The following is a 14,504-nucleotide window of genomic DNA, read 5'->3' as shown; positions in this document are numbered from 1 at the left end:
CGGCAGGACAGAGGGGGGCGCGCAGGAACGCCAGCCCGCGCAAATGACTTCCACCTTCCGCTCACCGGGAGCAACCCTCGATGAGCGCTATCGATCACATCATCGTCGGCAGCGGCATCAACGCGCTGGTTTGCGCGGCGATGCTTGGCGGCAAGGGGGCGAAGGTGCTGGTGCTCGAGCGCAACGACCGCATCGGAGGGTGCATGCGCACGGAGGAGATCACCGCGCCCGGCTTCATCCACGACGTGATGGCGACGACCTTCGTCCTGTTAATCACCTCGCCGGCCTATGCCGCGCTGGGCAAGGATCTGGCGCGGCACGGCCTGGAGTTTTGCAACACCTCCACGCCGACCGGCGTGCTGCGCCCGGACGGCAGCCATGCCGTCCTGCGCACCGACCGTATCGCCAATGTAGCGGCGATCAATGCAATCGCCGCGGGTGACGGCGACCGGCACGGCAGCGATGTCGGCGAGATCGAGCGCAATGCCGGTCTGCTGTTCGGGCTGCTCGGCGGCAGCCTGTGGTCCTACCCGACGGCCAGGCTGCTGGCGGGCGAAGCCTGGCGGCGCGGCCCGCGTGGCCTTGCCGCCTTTCTCGGCGACGCGCTGGTGCCGGCGCGCGGCTGGCTGGAAAGCACCTACCAGTCGGAAACCATGCGCGCGCTCTGGGCGCCTTGGGTGCTGCATACCGGCCTCGGGCCTGAAGACGCGTTCTCCGGCCAGATCGCTAGGGTCATCGCCTTCGCGCTTGAGGCGGCCGGCGCGCCGATCGTCAAGGGCGGTGCCAGGAACCTGCTGTCCGCCTTCGAAGCCCTGATCAGGGAACGTGGCGGCGAAATCCGCACCGTCGCCGACGTCGCCGCCATCGTCCAAAGCGGAGGCCGCGCCACCGGTGTGCGGCTGACTTCGGGCGAGACGGTCACGGCGAACAAGAGCGTCATCTGCTCGGTCACCCCGACCCAGCTTTACGGGCGGCTGCTCGGCGGCGCGGTTTCGGAAGCCGATGTCGAAGCAGCGCAAAAATACCGCTACGGCAAGGGCAATTTCCAGATCCATTATGCCTTGGACAAGCCGCCGGCATGGCGCGGCGAAGGCCTTGACAAGGTCGCGCTGCTGCATCTGACGCCGGGGCTCGACGGCGTATCGAAGGCCTGCAACGAGGCCGTGCGCGGCATGCTGCCGGAGGTGCCGACCATCTGTGTCGGCCAGCCGCACGCGCTCGACCCATCGCGCTGCCCGGATGGCAAGGCGGTCCTGTGGCTGCAATTGCCCGAGGCGCCACGGCATATCAAGGGCGATGCCGCCGGCAAACTGCAGACACCGGCCGACGGCCGCTGGACCGAGGCATTGCGCGAAGCCTATGCCGATCGTGCCGAAGCCATCCTCGCCAGCCATATCGGCGGGTTCAAGGACAGCGTCATCGCACGCCGTGCCTATTCTCCGGCTGATCTCGAAGCGATGAACATCAACCTGGTCGGCGGCGACCCCTATGGCGGCTCCTCGACCATCGACCAGTCGTTCCTGTGGCGGCCGTTCAAGACGAGCCGCAATCACGCCACCGAGGTCAAGGGACTCTACCACATCGGTGCCTCGACCCATCCCGGCGCCGGGCTGGGCGGCGGCTCCGGCTTTCTCCTGGCGGGGAGGCTGTGATGGAACAGAAGGTTGAAAGGCGCCAGCGCATCTCGACTTTGGGCCAGATCGGCCTGCAGCAATTCGCGCCCTATCTGATGAACCGCATCATGGGCCGCTACAACGCCACCTTGCGCGACAATTTCCGCAGGCAGGGCCTGACCATTCCGCAGGTGCGCACGCTGGCCGTCCTGTCGGTCACCGATGGCGTCACCGTCAACGATCTCTCGGTCTTTACCGTCATCGAGCAGTCGACCTTGAGCCGCACGCTCGACACGCTGGAGGGACAAGGGTTTGTGCGGCGCGAGCAGGGGGTCACCGACAGCCGTATCCGCCATGTGTTCCTGACCGACGATGGCCGCGCCGAATTCGCGCGCGCCTGGCCAGCCATGCACGACGCATTCGAGGCAATGTTCGACGACATCGACGATGCCGAATACGCGGCGCTGATCGCGACATTGCAGAAGATGCTGAAGAACATTCGCAAGCACGACATCTGACGATCTTACGCGCCGCCATCGGGGCGGTAACGGAAGGAGCCCAAAATGGCCGAACGGTCTTTTGCCAAGGAAGTCGAAAAGCTCAGGCTCGGCGCCGGCGAGGAATTTTCCGGCGAGGGCATTCTGGCCATCACCAAGGCGCTGCTGCAATGCGGCGTCGGCTATGTCGGCGGCTATCAGGGCGCGCCGATCAGCCATTTGATGGACGTGCTGGCCGACGCGCAGGACATTCTGGGCGAGCTCGGCGTGCATTTCGAGGCAAGCGCCTCGGAAGCGACCGCCACCGCCATGCTGGCGGCATCCGTGCATTATCCGATCCGCGGTGCGGCGACCTTCAAGTCGACGGTCGGCACCAACGTCGCGTCGGACGCGCTCGCCAATCTCGCCTCGGGCGGCGTCACCGGCGGCGCGCTGATCATCGTCGGCGAGGATTATGGCGAGGGCTCCTCGATCATGCAGGAGCGCAGCCATGCCTTCGCCATGAAGAGCCAGGTCTGGCTGCTCGACCCGCGGCCGAACCTGCCGTCGATCGTCAAGGCGGTCGAGGACGGCTTCGAGTTGTCGGAGATTTCCAACACGCCTGTGATGCTGCAGGTCCGCATCCGCTGCTGTCATGTCCATGGCCATTTCGTCGCCAAGGACAACAAGCGGCCGGCGATGACGGTGGCAGACGCGCTCGACGCGCCGCGCCGCGACACCGGCCGCATCGTGCTGCCGCCCGCTTCCTTCCTGCACGAGAAGGAGAAGGTGCAGAAACGCTGGCCGGCGGCGGTCGATTTCATCCGCGAGAACAAGATCAACGAGTTCTTCGGTCCGGAGCACGGCTCGGTCGGCATCGTCATGCAGGGCGGCATGTACAATTCGGTCATCCGGGCGCTGCAGCGCCTCGGCCTTGCCGACACTTATGGCGAGACCGACGTGCCGCTTTATGTGCTCAATGCCGTCTATCCCCTGGTCGACGACGAGTTCCTGTCCTTCTGCGAGGGCAAGGACGCCGTACTCGTCGTCGAGGAAGGCCAGCCCAATTATATCGAGCAGGCTTTTGCCTCGATGCTGCACAAGGCCGGGCGCGGCACAAAACTTGTCGGCAAGGAGCATCTGCCGATGGCCGGCGAATACACCGGCCAGGTGATGCTCGATGGCATCGGATCATTCTTGCGCACCACCATCCCGCATCTGCTACCGGGCGAGGTCCGTGCGCCAAACAAAATCGGTGACGGGCTCGATACCGCCGACCTGATCAATGTCGTTCCGGGCCGCCCGCCCGGCTTCTGCGTCGGCTGCCCGGAAAGGCCGATCTTCGCCGCGACCAAGCTGGTCGAGCAGGAGTTGGGCAAGCACCACATCGCCTCCGATATTGGCTGCCACCTGTTCTCGATCATGCCGCCTTTCGAGCTCGGCGCCACCACCATGGGCTACGGGCTGGGGCCAGCCTCGGCTTCGGCGTTCAATTCGCCCGATGCCAAGCGCCGCTCGATCTCCTTCGTCGGCGACGGCGGCTTCTGGCACAACGGCCTGACCTCGTCGGTCGGCAATGCCGTGTTCAACAAGAACGATGGCGTCATCGTCATCGTCGACAATTTCTATTCGGCCGCGACCGGAGGGCAGGACATCCTGTCATCCCGCGCCGGCAACAAGACCAAGTCGACCAAGCACCCGATCACCGAGGCGGTGAAGGGCATGGGCGTCAAATGGCTGCGCCACATCGACCGCACCTACGACGTAACCAAAATGCAGGACACGCTGCGCGAGGCGCTGACGACGGACGAAAAGGGCCCGAAAGTCATTGTCGCCTCGTCCGAATGCATGCTCAACCGGCAGCGTCGCGAAAAGCCGCTGGTCGACAAGGCGATCAAGGGCGGGACAAGGATGGTCAAGCCGAAATTCGGCGTCGACGAGGACATCTGCACCGGCGATCATGCCTGCATGCGGCTTTCCGGCTGCCCGTCGCTGTCGGTGAAGTCGCTGGATGATCCGCTGCGCGACGATCCGGTGGCGCATATCGACCAAAGCTGCGTCGGTTGCGGCAATTGCGGCGAGGTCGCCGACGCGGCGGTGCTCTGCCCGTCCTTCTACCGCGCCGACGTGGTGCACAATCCGAGCCGCTGGGACCGTTTCCTTGAAACCGCTCGCCGCGCCACGATCGGCCTCTTGCAGCGCCGCCGTGAAAGCCGGCGCCTGACATTCGCCGATGCTTGACGCTGTCCCATCAACCCGTTCCAAGGCCGGCGCGCCGGACGACGAGCGCGTCATCAAGCTTGCCGTACTGGCGGTCGGCGGCCAGGGCGGCGGCGTGCTGGCCGACTGGATCACCGACGTTGCCGAGCGCAACGGCTACGTAGCACAATCGACCTCGGTCGCCGGCGTCGCCCAGCGCACCGGCGCCACCATCTATTACGTCGAGATGTGCCGCGACACCGGCCGCCTGCCGGTCTTCGCGCTGTCGCCGTCGCAGGGCGACGTCGATATATTGATCGCCGCCGAACTGATGGAAGCCGGCCGCGCCATCATCCGCGGCTTCGTCACGCCCGAGCGCACCACGCTGATCGCCTCGTCACACCGCATCGCCGCGGTCTCGGAGAAGGTCGAGCCCGGCGACGGCCGCGCCTCATCCTCCAAGGTGCACGCCACGGCGGAAGCAGCGGCCAAGCGCTTCATTGCCTTCGACATGGAGAAGATCGCCGCCGACAATGGCTCGATGATCTCGGCCAGCCTGCTCGGCGCGCTGGCCGGCTCCGATGCCTTGTCGTTCACACGCGAGAGCTACGAGCAGGCGGTCAGTGCCGGCGGCCGCGGCGTCAATGCCAGCCTCGCCGCCTTCGGCGCCGCCTATGATCGGGCGCGCGGCATCGCGAGTGCGCCTTCGAGCGACAAGACTGCAGAACCGGCGGCCGCTGAAACCGGCTCGGGCGCGGCGACAGAAGTCAGCGGTCCGGAAAGGCTGTTGAAGGGCTGGCAACAATTGGCGGCGCGCGTCGCCGCGCTGCCTGTGCCCGTGCGCGACATGGCGCTTCGCGGCCTCAGGAAAGTGGTCGACTATCAGGACATCGCCTATGGCGGCGAGTATCTCGACCGGCTCGACCGGGCCGTCGCTCTGGACGATGCCGAACACGCCTACGCGCTGTCGATCGCCGCCGCCAAGCATCTGGCCAACGCCATGTGCTACGACGACATGATCCGCGTCGCCGACCTGAAGACGCGCTCGAGCCGCGACCGACGCGTACGCCGCGAGGTCGGCGTCAAGGACGGCTCGGTCCTGCAGGTGACCGAATATTTCCATCCGCGCATCGAGGAATTCTGCGGCACGCTGCCGGCGGGGCTCGGCAGCTACATCGAGGCGCGACCGAAGCTCGCTGCCTTCCTCGACCGCCGCATCAACCGCGGCCGCCATATCCGCACCGACAGTTTTGCCGGCTTTGCCGCATTGTGGTTCATCGGCGGCCTGCGCCGCTGGCGCCGCCGCCTGCTGCGCCACAAGGTCGAGACCGCGCATCTCGAGCGCTGGTATGGGCTGGCGCTGGGCCATGTCGGCCAGGACTACGCGCTTGGCACGGAGATCCTGAATTGCCGCCGCCTGATCAAGGGCTACAGCGACACCCACGCCCGCGCGCAGTCGAAATTCGACCGGGTGCTGTCGGCGCTCGACCTGCTCAAGGGCCGCCCGGACGCCGCCGACTGGATCCGGCGCCTGCGCGAAGCCGCGCTGAAGGACGAAAAGGGCGACATGCTCGACGGCGCGCTGAAGACCGTGGCGTCGCTGGGCGATACCTCGCCGAGCTGAGGCGCTCGTTCAACCCCGGCTGCAACTCAGTCTGTCGCCGAGACGGGTTGCGGCTAGCCCTGCGTCGGAGCAGCGCGTCGCGCACAGGCGGCGGTTGTTCGAGACATCTGAAGTCGGACAGCCCGGGCCAGCGCAGCGTGCCGGGCCCAAACCTGTTTGGCGCTGGATGCGCTGCGGGGAAGCAATTCTAAACGCTGGGAAATTGTTGGTGCCGCTTGCGTGACTCGAACACGCGACCCCATCATTACGAATGATGTGCTCTACCAACTGAGCTAAAGCGGCCCGGGAAGCCGAGCTTCCAAGATGGGCTGCGTGATAGACGCAACCGGCCGCGAATTCAAGATGGCAGCCGCGATTTCAGGACGAGGCAATTCGTGCCGCCTCCGGCCAGGCGCAAGGGCAGCCGCCGCGCGGATCTACCATAGGCCGCGTGACGCCGCATCGGCAGGCCGCGCGACCGCCACGTTGGCGGTGACCAGAAAATCAGCGAAAAAATGTTGATTCCTTTACCGAAAACCGCCGAAATCGGTTTTGTACCCCTCGGCAAGGCAGAATGCGGCCGCTCGCTTGTTGATTGATTGGTCGCCTGCGGCTAACGATCATGACAATGTGAGTGAAATTGCAGAGGGAATTCGCTTGGACGCGATCGAAAAAGCGATCCGCAACGCCTTCGAGAAAGGCAGTGCCGACGACCGGGCGTTTCGCGAGCGGGTCTATCGATCGGCTTTCGCGGCACTCGACCGTGCCCTGCAGGCCAATCCAAACGTCACCGTGGAAGTCGCCATCAAGCGCCGCAAGGCGGTCCAGGCGAAGATCACCGAAATCGAATCGGAATTCCTGCCGGCGGTTGCCGACGTCGCCGCGCCGACCGACAGTTTGGAGACAGCACCGGCGGTGGAGCCTCCGGCTGAAACCGAAGCTGAAGCCGAGCCCGCGCCGTCGCCTGACATCGTCGTTGACGGTCCGGCGCAGTCGCCCGAATCCGATGCGCCCCGGTCACGCGTCCTGCCGGTCGTCCCCGACATCATGCCCGACGCGCCTGTTCCCGAGGCGCCGGTGATCGACATGGGGGCCTCGGCTCCGACCGAAGCCGAAATCGACGACGCGGAAGTGACGCCCGACCGCGACGACCGGCGGGCGAGGCGGCGGCGCCTGCCTTTGACCGCGATCTTCTTCGGTGTGACGCTGCTCGCAGCCGCCGGCATCGGCCTCTATTTTGCCAACCAGACCGGCGTCTTCAAATCGGCGACCGAGCTCGACACGGCGCCGCCGGAAGCGCCGCCAACGGTCGATGGCGATGATTTCACGCCGGACGACACCGCTTCGCCGCCGAAGCAGGGCGAGCAGGACCAGGCGCGCGACTGGATCAACGTTTTTTCGCCGGGCGACCCGACGCAGGTCAATGCACCGTCGGACGCCAAGGCCGACGTCATCCAGGACGAAAGCGGTTCCTTCCTGCGCATCCGTTCGGGTGCATCCGGCTCGGCCATCAGCTTCGACGTCGGGCAAGGCGTGCTGGAAAAGCTCGCCGGCAAGCATGCCACATTCGACATCATCGCACGCTCCGAGGAGGGCCAGGAGACGCAGATTTCCGTCGACTGCAATTTCGGCGAACTCGGCGACTGCGGCCGCAAGCGCTATGCGGTCGGTCGCGAGCGCAATGAATATCTGTTCGACGTGCGCTTTCCCGACAAGCGTCCGGGTGCTGCCGGCACCATCGCCATCAATTCCGACTTCGACAAGCAAGGCAAGTCGGTCGACATCTACGAGATCCGCGTTTCAGTCGTTCCCTAACTATCGAGCAGCGCCTGCAGCGTCTCGATGCGGTCGGCTTCGGCCGCCGGCTTGTCCCAGCGCAGTCGTGAAATACGTGGAAAGCGCATGGCAACGCCGGATTTGTGCCGCGTCGAGCGGTTGAGCCCTTCGAACGCCACCTCCAGCACCAGCCCGTTCCTGCGGTCGGCACGCACGGAGCGCACCGGGCCAAAGCGCTCGATCGTGTTGTCGCGGACATATTTGTCGATTTGCCTCAGTTCCTCGTCGGTGAAGCCGAAATAGGCTTTTCCCACCGGCACCAGCTCCTCCGATCCTTCCGGCCCGGACCAGACGCCGAATGTGTAGTCGGAATAGAAGCTCGAGCGTTTGCCGTGGCCGCGCTGGGCATACATCAGCACCGCGTCGACCGTGTGCGGATCGCGCTTCCATTTGAACCACGGGCCCTTCGGCCGCCCGGCCACATAGGGCGAATGCCAGCGCTTCAGCATGACGCCTTCGATGACCGGATGCAGCGGCTTGCGGCGCAGTTCCTCGAGTGCCTGCCAGTTGGTGAATTCGACCAGCGGCGACAGATCGAAGCGGCTCGGATCGAGCGTCCTCACGAAGGCCTCGAGCCGGCCGCGCCGTTCGCGGAAGGAAAGTCCGCGCACATCCTCGTCACCAATCTGCAGCGCATCATAGCAACGCATGAAGGCCGGGTATTGCTGCTGGATCTTGGGTGACACGCTCTTGCGGTTCAGCCGCTGCTGCAGGTCCGAGAACGTGCCCGTCGCCTGCCGGGGGTCACCGACCAGAAGCTCGCCGTCGAGGGCGCCTGAAAAATCCATCGCCTCGGCAAGATCCGGAAAGGCGCCGGAGACATCGTCGCCGGTGCGCGAATAGAGCCGGCGAATGCCGCCTTCGCAAACCGCCTGGACGCGGATACCGTCCCATTTCCATTCGGCCGCGTAGTCGACCGGGTCGAGCTTTTCGAGGTCGCCGTCACCGACGGCATTCGACAGCATCACCGGCCTGAACAGCGCCAGCGCCGTCTTCCTGGGTTTTTCCGCCTTGCCCTCCAGCCAGGCGAACAACGCCGTATAAGGCGGCGTCAGTCCGTGCCAGAGTTCCTCGATCTCAGCGACATCGACCTTGCCGAAATCGGCCAGCGCCTGCTTGGCGAGCCGCGCCGAGACGCCGATGCGCAGGCCGCCGGTGACCAGCTTTATGATGGCAAAGCGCGCCGACGTGCTAGCGCTGTCGAGCAGCCGGGCCAGCACCTGCGGCCCATCGGAACGGCTCGCCGCCTGCAGCTTGGCCACCACTTCGGCCAGGGTCGGCTCGTGGTTCGCAATGTCGACTGGCGCTTGCGGCCAGACCAGCGACACGGTCTCGGCCAGGTCGCCGACATAGTCGTAGGAATAGCCGAACAGCACCGGATCCATGCGCTCGATCACCAGCGTGCGCAGCATCGCCGGCTTGACCGCGGCGATGGACAGATCGCCGGTGATGGCCGCCAGCGCCAGCCCGCGATCCGGATCCTCGACGCTGCGGAAATAGTCGGTCAAAAGCGTCAGTTTGCCGTTGCGCGACGGGGTCAGCACCAGCCGGTCGAGAAGCTCGGCGAAGCGGTTCATTGGAGGGGCGCCGATGGGGGAAGCTTGCGATCCTTCACGCCCCCCTCTGTCCTGCCGGCCATCTCCCCCACGAGGGGGGAGATTGGCAGTTTCGTCCTTGCCACCCGTCCAGCGACGTTGGTGGTTGGCAAAAGTCGGCGCGACATCCAATCTCCCCCCAAGTGGGGGAGATGGCCGGCAGGCCAGAGGGGGGCGCGACAGAACGCTATACCGGCGATTTCCACCATTAATCGCCCTCGTCCTCATAGCCGACAAGATGCAGCGGCCTGGCGGCGATGCCTTCGAGTTCGCACCAGCGCACCAGCGCCTCCTCGCGGCCATGCGTCACCCAGATTTCTTCCGCACCGGTTTCCTTGATCGTCGCCGTCAGCTCGTCCCAGTCGGAGTGATCGGAGATGATCAGCGGCAGCTCGACGCCACCCTGCTTCGCGCGCTGGCGGATGCGCATCCAACCCGAGGCGAAGCACGACATCGGATCGGGAAAACGCCGCGCCCAGCGATCGGCGAAGGCGGATGGCGGGCCGACGACGATGGCACCGGCAAAGTCGCTTTTCGCGCCGGTCTCGACGGTCGCCGGTTCCAATGTGCCGAGATCGATGTTCTGGCTCTGGTAATACTCGCTGAGCTTGGCCAGAGCACCATGGATGTAGATCGGCTTTTCGTAGCTGGCATCGCGCAGCAGGCGCATGACGCGCTGCGCCTTGCCGAGTGCATAGGCGCCGACCAGATGCGTGCGCTCGGGAAACTGCTCGGTCGATTTCAGCAGCCGCGCGATCTCTTCGCTATCGGGCGGATGCCGGAACACCGGCAGGCCGAACGTCGCCTCGGTGATGAAGACATCGCATTTGAGCGGCTCGAACGGCTCGCAGGTCGCATCTTTCTGGCGTTTATAGTCGCCGGACGCGACGATGCATGTGCCCTGATGCGCGACCTTGATCTGCGCCGAGCCCAGCACATGGCCGGCCGGGTGAAAGCTGACGGTGACACCGCCAAGCGCAATCGTCTCGCCGAGCACGGCGGCCTGCGTCGTTCCGGCAAAACCTTCGCCGTAGCGCAGCGCCATAATGTCGAGCGTCTGCTGCGTCGCCATCACCGAGCGGTGGCCGGAGCGGGCATGGTCGGAATGGCCATGTGTGATCAGCGCCCGGCTGACCGGCCGCACCGGGTCGATGAAGAAATCGCCGGGCGGGCAATACAGTCCTTCCGGCCGGGGATGAAGCAGGTCGCTGGCGCGCATGGCCCCAAGATAGCCGCTAATTCCGGCGCGGGAAGCCTGTTGTAAGTCACTGCTGACTCCAGCATAGAGCGCAAGCCGGCTGCAAACACCCGGCGGAACCCGATCGCCATGAAACCGCTCCAGACCTCGTCCGGCGATTTGACCGCCGACCGCCGCGCCGACTATGCCGAAATGCTCTATGCAGCCGGCGATCATGCGGCAGCGGCGGAATTGCTGCTCGGCGCGCTCGAACTGGCGCCGCACTGGGCGGCCGGCTGGTTCCGCCTCGGCGAGATGCAGGAAGCAGCGGGCGCGCCCGATCTCGCCGCGCAGGCCTGGACGACGGCACTGCGGCTCGACCCGGCGGACAGGCTCGGCGCGGTGCTCAAGCTGCAATTGATCGGCAGGGCAGCGGCGGCCCAGGCGCCGCCCAGCGCCTTTGTCGAGACGCTCTACGACCACTATGCCGGGAGCTTCGAGGCTGAGCTGGTCGACAGGCTCGGCTATCGTCTGCCCGAATGCCTCGACCGCGCCATCCGGGCAGCACGGCCGGGCCGGTTTTCGCTGGTGCTCGATCTCGGCTGCGGCACCGGCCTCATGGGCCAGAAGCTGCGGCCGATAGCGGATCGGCTGCAGGGTTACGACATCTCGGCCGGCATGCTGAGGCAGGCGCGCGCCAAAGGCGTCTACGATCTGCTCGTCAAGGCGGACCTGCAGGAGTTTTGCTATTCTGGCCCGAAAGCCGATCTGGTTACGGCGGCCGATGTGTTCATCTATGTTGGCGCACTCGACAAGGTGGTGAACAAGATTGCCGGAATGCTTGCCGGCGGTGGTCTGTTTGCGTTCTCCGTCGAGACGCTCGCCGGCGGCGACTCGTCTGGCAGCGGCGATTTCGCCTTGCAGCCGTCCCGCCGCTACGCGCATTCGCAAAGCTATGTAGAGCGGGTTCTCGACGCCGACGGCTTTTCGGTCCTGTCGCTGCAGGCAACGATTATTCGGCAGGATCGCCGCGAACCGGTCGAAGGGCTGGCCGTAGTGGCAAGCTTGCTTTCCGGCAGCGTAAAATCTGGCTAAGACTCCTGCCGCTGCGCAGGAGCGCGGCAGCTGCGAAAGACAAGGAGCACGTTCATGCGCTGGAACATGATGGTCTTGGCGTCTTGCCTGGCGATGGCCGGCTGCGTCGGCAATTCGATGTCCGAACGGCAGGACGAAAACGTCCAGTCCTCGCTGCTATATGACAAGGTGCCTTGCGATCAATTGCTGGCGCAACGAAACGGCCTGGCACAGCAATATCATTTGCCGGTGGACGCCAAGCCGTCCTTCTCCAACCCGGCGACGGGCTTTGGCCCGTTCACGCCGGACATGCGCTCAAAAGCCAGGCGTGACGCCGACCAGGCAAGCGGCAAGATCGACGCCATGAACCGGTCGATCAGCCGCCGCGAATGCGGCAAGCCGGCCAAGCAGAGCAAGCTCGGCCTGACCTGACCGGGTCCTAATCCGCCACCTTCCATTGCTCGCGCGAGGCGCTGGCGGGGTAGACGCCGAGGATGCGCATTTCGCGCGAGAAAAAGCGCAACTCGTCGAGTGCCAGCTTCACCAGCGGATCGTCGGGATGGCCCTCTATGTCGGCGTAGAACAGCGTCGCCGTAAACGCACCGAGTTGGTAGCTTTCCAGCTTGGTCATGTTGATGCCGTTGGTGGCGAACCCGCCCATCGCCTTGTAGAGCGCCGCCGGCACGTTGCGGACGCGGAAGATGAAGGTCGTCATCATCCTGGCGTCGGCGGAGGGGCGTTCGGCCCATTGCTTGTTCTTGGTCAGCACGACGAAGCGGGTGACGTTGCTGTCGGTGTCCTCGACATTCTCCTCGATGATGTCGAGCCCGTAGAGGGTCGAGGCCAGCTCCGGCGCCAGCGCGGCCATGGTGCGGTCCTTCATCGCGGCGACCATCTTGGCGGCGCCCGCGGTGTCGCCGGCAACCGTCGCCTTCCAGCCGTTCTTGCGGATGTATTTGCGGCATTGGCCGAGCGCGTGGATGTGGCTGTGCACGGTCCTAATCTCGTCGCGGCTGACGCCGGGCAGCACCATGAGCTGGAAGTGGATCGGCAGAAAGTATTCGCCGACGATGTGCAGCTTCGATTCCGGCAAGAGGTGATGGATGTCGGCGACGCGGCCGGCAATGGTGTTCTCGATCGGGATCATGGCCAGATCGGCCTTGCCGGTCTCGACCGCGTTGAAGGCGTCCTCGAAGGTCGGGCACGGCAACGGCTCCATCGACGGGAACATGTTGCGGCAGGCGGTGTCGGAATTGGCGCCCGGCTCGCCCTGGAAGGATATTTTGTTGGTCTTTTCAGGCATGCGCGGAGTCTCGGGGATTGGGGGAAGAATTTCTTAGTTGGAAAGGAGCGCCCTGGCGCGTTCGAGATCGTCCGGCGTATCGACGCCAAGCGGCACCGATTGCACGATCTCCGCATCGATGCGCATACCGGCCTCCAGTGCCCGCAACTGCTCCAGCCGCTCGCGGCGCTCCAGCGGCGACGGCTTCAGCGCAACGAAGCGCTCGAGTGCGGCTCGGCGATAGGCGTAGAGGCCGATATGATGGTAGAGCGGGCCTGCGCCCCAGGGTGCGGTGGCGCGGGTGAAATAGAGCGCCCTGAGCCGTGTCGCCGAGAGTGGCGAGCCGACCAGCTTGACGACGTTCGGATTGGTCTTTTCCTCGTCGCGGACGATCTCGACGCAGAGCGTGGCGATGTCGACCGCTGCGTTATCGAAAGGCTTCAGCGCGGCGCCGATAACACGGGGGTCGATGGTCGGCAGATCGCCCTGCACATTGACGATGGTCTCGACCGTCTTGCCAGGGTCGAGAATGGTCAGCGCTTCGAAGATGCGGTCGGAACCGGTTTCGTGGTCCGACCGCGTCATCACCGCCTCGAAATCATGCGCGCGCACCGCCTCCGCAACGCCCTGCGTATCGGTGGCGACGACCACCCGGCCGAGCCCCGCCTCGGCGGCGCGGCGGGCGACGTGGACGATCATCGGAGTGCCGGCAATGTCGGCCAGCGGCTTGCCCGGCAGGCGCGTCGAGGCCATGCGGGCCGGGATCAGGATGAGGGTGGACATGAGGCGGGCAGGGGCTCGAAAAAGAGGAGGACGAAAGTGGCAAAAGGTCTCACTGGCAGCGCCCTTATAGGTGTTGCAACGCCGGAGCAAAAGACCTAGTTTCCGCGCGATTTGACCGCCCCGCAGGGTGGTTCACGATACCGACGGACGGAGTGGACGGATCGGTCCGCCGGAAAAGGGAGCCTGGGGCGTATGGATTCCACCGAAGTCAACAAGCTGCTCGCCGCTTTCCTCGGCACGGTGTTCATCGTCTTTTCCGTTGGCATCGTGTCCGACGCGCTGTTTGCCTCGCCGGCGCCCGAAAAGCCCGGCTTCGCCATCGAGGCGACCGAGCCCGCCGAAGGCGGCCCGGCCGCTCCCGCCGCGGAAGCCAAGCCGATTGCCGAGCTGCTGGCCACCGCCAACGCCGAAGCAGGCGCCGCCATCTTCAAGAAATGCCAGGCCTGCCATTCCGGCGAAAAGGGCGGCCCCAACAAGGTCGGCCCCGATCTGTGGGACATTATCGACCGTCCGGTCGCCGAGCATGAGGGCTTTGCCTATTCGGCCGGCATGAAGGAGTTCTCCAAGGGCGGCAGCGAGAAGTGGACCTACGACAATCTCAACCACTTCATCACCTCGCCGAAGAAGTTCGTGAAGGGCACGGCGATGGGCTTCGCCGGCCTGCCGAAAGATGAGGACCGCGCCAACGTCATCGCCTATCTGCGCACGCTGTCGGACAATCCGAAGCCGCTGCCGGCGCCCGGCGCCTCGGCCGAAAACGCGCCCGCCAAGCCGGCCGAAGGTGCAGCCCCTGCCAAGCCGGCAGAAGGCGCGGCGCCAGCCGCTCCGGCCGCACCCGCAAAATGACAAAAACGTAATGACATAAT

At 65.3% G+C, this 14,504-nt stretch carries 12 protein-coding genes and 1 tRNA gene; 8 read left to right on the top strand and 5 right to left on the bottom strand.

The window, feature by feature from the left end; genetic code table 11:
* Positions 1-80: 80 nt before the first annotated feature.
* From RQ479_RS18150 to RQ479_RS18135, 4 genes are read left to right on the top strand one after another with little or no spacing between them, the layout of a single operon-like run.
* Positions 81-1,652, top strand: coding sequence for a phytoene desaturase family protein (locus tag RQ479_RS18150; protein WP_376702079.1), 1,572 nt, complete (start codon positions 81-83; stop codon positions 1,650-1,652).
* On the top strand, positions 1,652-2,131 hold the full coding sequence (locus RQ479_RS18145; protein WP_376702078.1) for a MarR family winged helix-turn-helix transcriptional regulator: 480 nt from the start codon (positions 1,652-1,654) through the stop codon (positions 2,129-2,131). The genes RQ479_RS18150 and RQ479_RS18145 overlap by 1 nt, the downstream gene beginning before the upstream one ends.
* Before the next feature lie 45 nt (positions 2,132-2,176).
* On the top strand, positions 2,177-4,330 hold the full coding sequence (locus RQ479_RS18140) for a thiamine pyrophosphate-dependent enzyme (RefSeq protein ID WP_376702077.1): 2,154 nt from the start codon (positions 2,177-2,179) through the stop codon (positions 4,328-4,330).
* On the top strand, positions 4,323-5,912 hold the full coding sequence (locus RQ479_RS18135; protein WP_376702076.1) for an indolepyruvate oxidoreductase subunit beta family protein: 1,590 nt from the start codon (positions 4,323-4,325) through the stop codon (positions 5,910-5,912). Before RQ479_RS18140 ends, RQ479_RS18135 begins: the two co-directional genes overlap by 8 nt.
* A 206-nt stretch (positions 5,913-6,118) precedes the next feature.
* On the opposite strand, the gene RQ479_RS18130 is transcribed toward RQ479_RS18135, so the two are convergent.
* Positions 6,119-6,194, bottom strand: a tRNA-Thr gene (locus tag RQ479_RS18130).
* Between the two features lie 354 nt (positions 6,195-6,548).
* Between RQ479_RS18130 and RQ479_RS18125 the strand changes: the two genes are divergently transcribed.
* On the top strand, positions 6,549-7,706 hold the full coding sequence (locus RQ479_RS18125) for a hypothetical protein (protein WP_376702075.1): 1,158 nt from the start codon (positions 6,549-6,551) through the stop codon (positions 7,704-7,706).
* Here the strand turns inward: RQ479_RS18125 and RQ479_RS18120 are convergent.
* The gene (locus RQ479_RS18120) at positions 7,703-9,304 is read right to left on the bottom strand and encodes a cisplatin damage response ATP-dependent DNA ligase (RefSeq protein ID WP_376702074.1); all 1,602 of its coding nucleotides are present in this window, start codon (positions 9,302-9,304) and stop codon (positions 7,703-7,705) included. The two genes, RQ479_RS18125 and RQ479_RS18120, sit on opposite strands and share 4 nt — an antisense overlap.
* A 226-nt stretch (positions 9,305-9,530) precedes the next feature.
* Entirely contained in the window at positions 9,531-10,541 is a 1,011-nt protein-coding gene (locus RQ479_RS18115; protein ID WP_376702073.1) for a ligase-associated DNA damage response exonuclease, read from the bottom strand.
* A 108-nt stretch (positions 10,542-10,649) separates the two neighbouring features.
* Between RQ479_RS18115 and RQ479_RS18110 the strand changes: the two genes are divergently transcribed.
* Together RQ479_RS18110 and RQ479_RS18105 are read left to right on the top strand one after the other, a co-directional pair.
* The gene (locus RQ479_RS18110; RefSeq protein WP_376702072.1) at positions 10,650-11,594 is read left to right on the top strand and encodes a methyltransferase domain-containing protein; all 945 of its coding nucleotides are present in this window, start codon (positions 10,650-10,652) and stop codon (positions 11,592-11,594) included.
* 54 nt (positions 11,595-11,648) lie between these two features.
* Positions 11,649-12,005: a hypothetical protein gene (locus tag RQ479_RS18105; RefSeq protein ID WP_376702071.1), complete on the top strand. Its 357-nt coding sequence runs from the start codon at positions 11,649-11,651 to the stop codon at positions 12,003-12,005.
* A 7-nt stretch (positions 12,006-12,012) separates the two neighbouring features.
* On the opposite strand, the gene RQ479_RS18100 is transcribed toward RQ479_RS18105, so the two are convergent.
* Together RQ479_RS18100 and RQ479_RS18095 are read right to left on the bottom strand one after the other, a co-directional pair.
* Positions 12,013-12,876 carry a prephenate dehydratase gene (locus RQ479_RS18100; protein WP_376702070.1) on the bottom strand — a complete coding sequence of 288 codons (864 nt, stop codon included), beginning with the start codon at positions 12,874-12,876 and terminating at the stop codon, positions 12,013-12,015.
* 33 nt (positions 12,877-12,909) lie between these two features.
* The gene (locus tag RQ479_RS18095) at positions 12,910-13,638 is read right to left on the bottom strand and encodes a 3-deoxy-manno-octulosonate cytidylyltransferase (RefSeq protein ID WP_376702069.1); all 729 of its coding nucleotides are present in this window, start codon (positions 13,636-13,638) and stop codon (positions 12,910-12,912) included.
* 192 nt (positions 13,639-13,830) lie between these two features.
* On the opposite strand from RQ479_RS18095, the gene RQ479_RS18090 reads away from it, so the two are divergent.
* On the top strand, positions 13,831-14,484 hold the full coding sequence (locus RQ479_RS18090; RefSeq protein ID WP_376702068.1) for a c-type cytochrome: 654 nt from the start codon (positions 13,831-13,833) through the stop codon (positions 14,482-14,484).
* The last annotated feature ends 20 nt before the right edge of the window (positions 14,485-14,504 follow it).

Source organism: Mesorhizobium sp. ISC25 (assembly GCF_042295465.1).
Lineage (GTDB): Bacteria > Pseudomonadota > Alphaproteobacteria > Rhizobiales > Rhizobiaceae > Mesorhizobium.
This window is presented reverse-complemented; position numbering and strand designations above follow the sequence as displayed.

Coding starts and splice junctions, on each gene's coding strand:
- RQ479_RS18150 (WP_376702079.1), top strand. CDS start 81: ATGAGCGCTATCGATCACATCATCGTCGGCAGCGGCATCAACGCGCTG.
- RQ479_RS18145 (WP_376702078.1), top strand. CDS start 1,652: ATGGAACAGAAGGTTGAAAGGCGCCAGCGCATCTCGACTTTGGGCCAG.
- RQ479_RS18140 (WP_376702077.1), top strand. CDS start 2,177: ATGGCCGAACGGTCTTTTGCCAAGGAAGTCGAAAAGCTCAGGCTCGGC.
- RQ479_RS18135 (WP_376702076.1), top strand. CDS start 4,323: ATGCTTGACGCTGTCCCATCAACCCGTTCCAAGGCCGGCGCGCCGGAC.
- RQ479_RS18120 (WP_376702074.1), bottom strand. CDS start 9,304: ATGAACCGCTTCGCCGAGCTTCTCGACCGGCTGGTGCTGACCCCGTCG.
- RQ479_RS18115 (WP_376702073.1), bottom strand. CDS start 10,541: ATGCGCGCCAGCGACCTGCTTCATCCCCGGCCGGAAGGACTGTATTGC.
- RQ479_RS18110 (WP_376702072.1), top strand. CDS start 10,650: ATGAAACCGCTCCAGACCTCGTCCGGCGATTTGACCGCCGACCGCCGC.
- RQ479_RS18105 (WP_376702071.1), top strand. CDS start 11,649: ATGCGCTGGAACATGATGGTCTTGGCGTCTTGCCTGGCGATGGCCGGC.
- RQ479_RS18100 (WP_376702070.1), bottom strand. CDS start 12,876: ATGCCTGAAAAGACCAACAAAATATCCTTCCAGGGCGAGCCGGGCGCC.
- RQ479_RS18095 (WP_376702069.1), bottom strand. CDS start 13,638: ATGTCCACCCTCATCCTGATCCCGGCCCGCATGGCCTCGACGCGCCTG.
- RQ479_RS18090 (WP_376702068.1), top strand. CDS start 13,831: ATGGATTCCACCGAAGTCAACAAGCTGCTCGCCGCTTTCCTCGGCACG.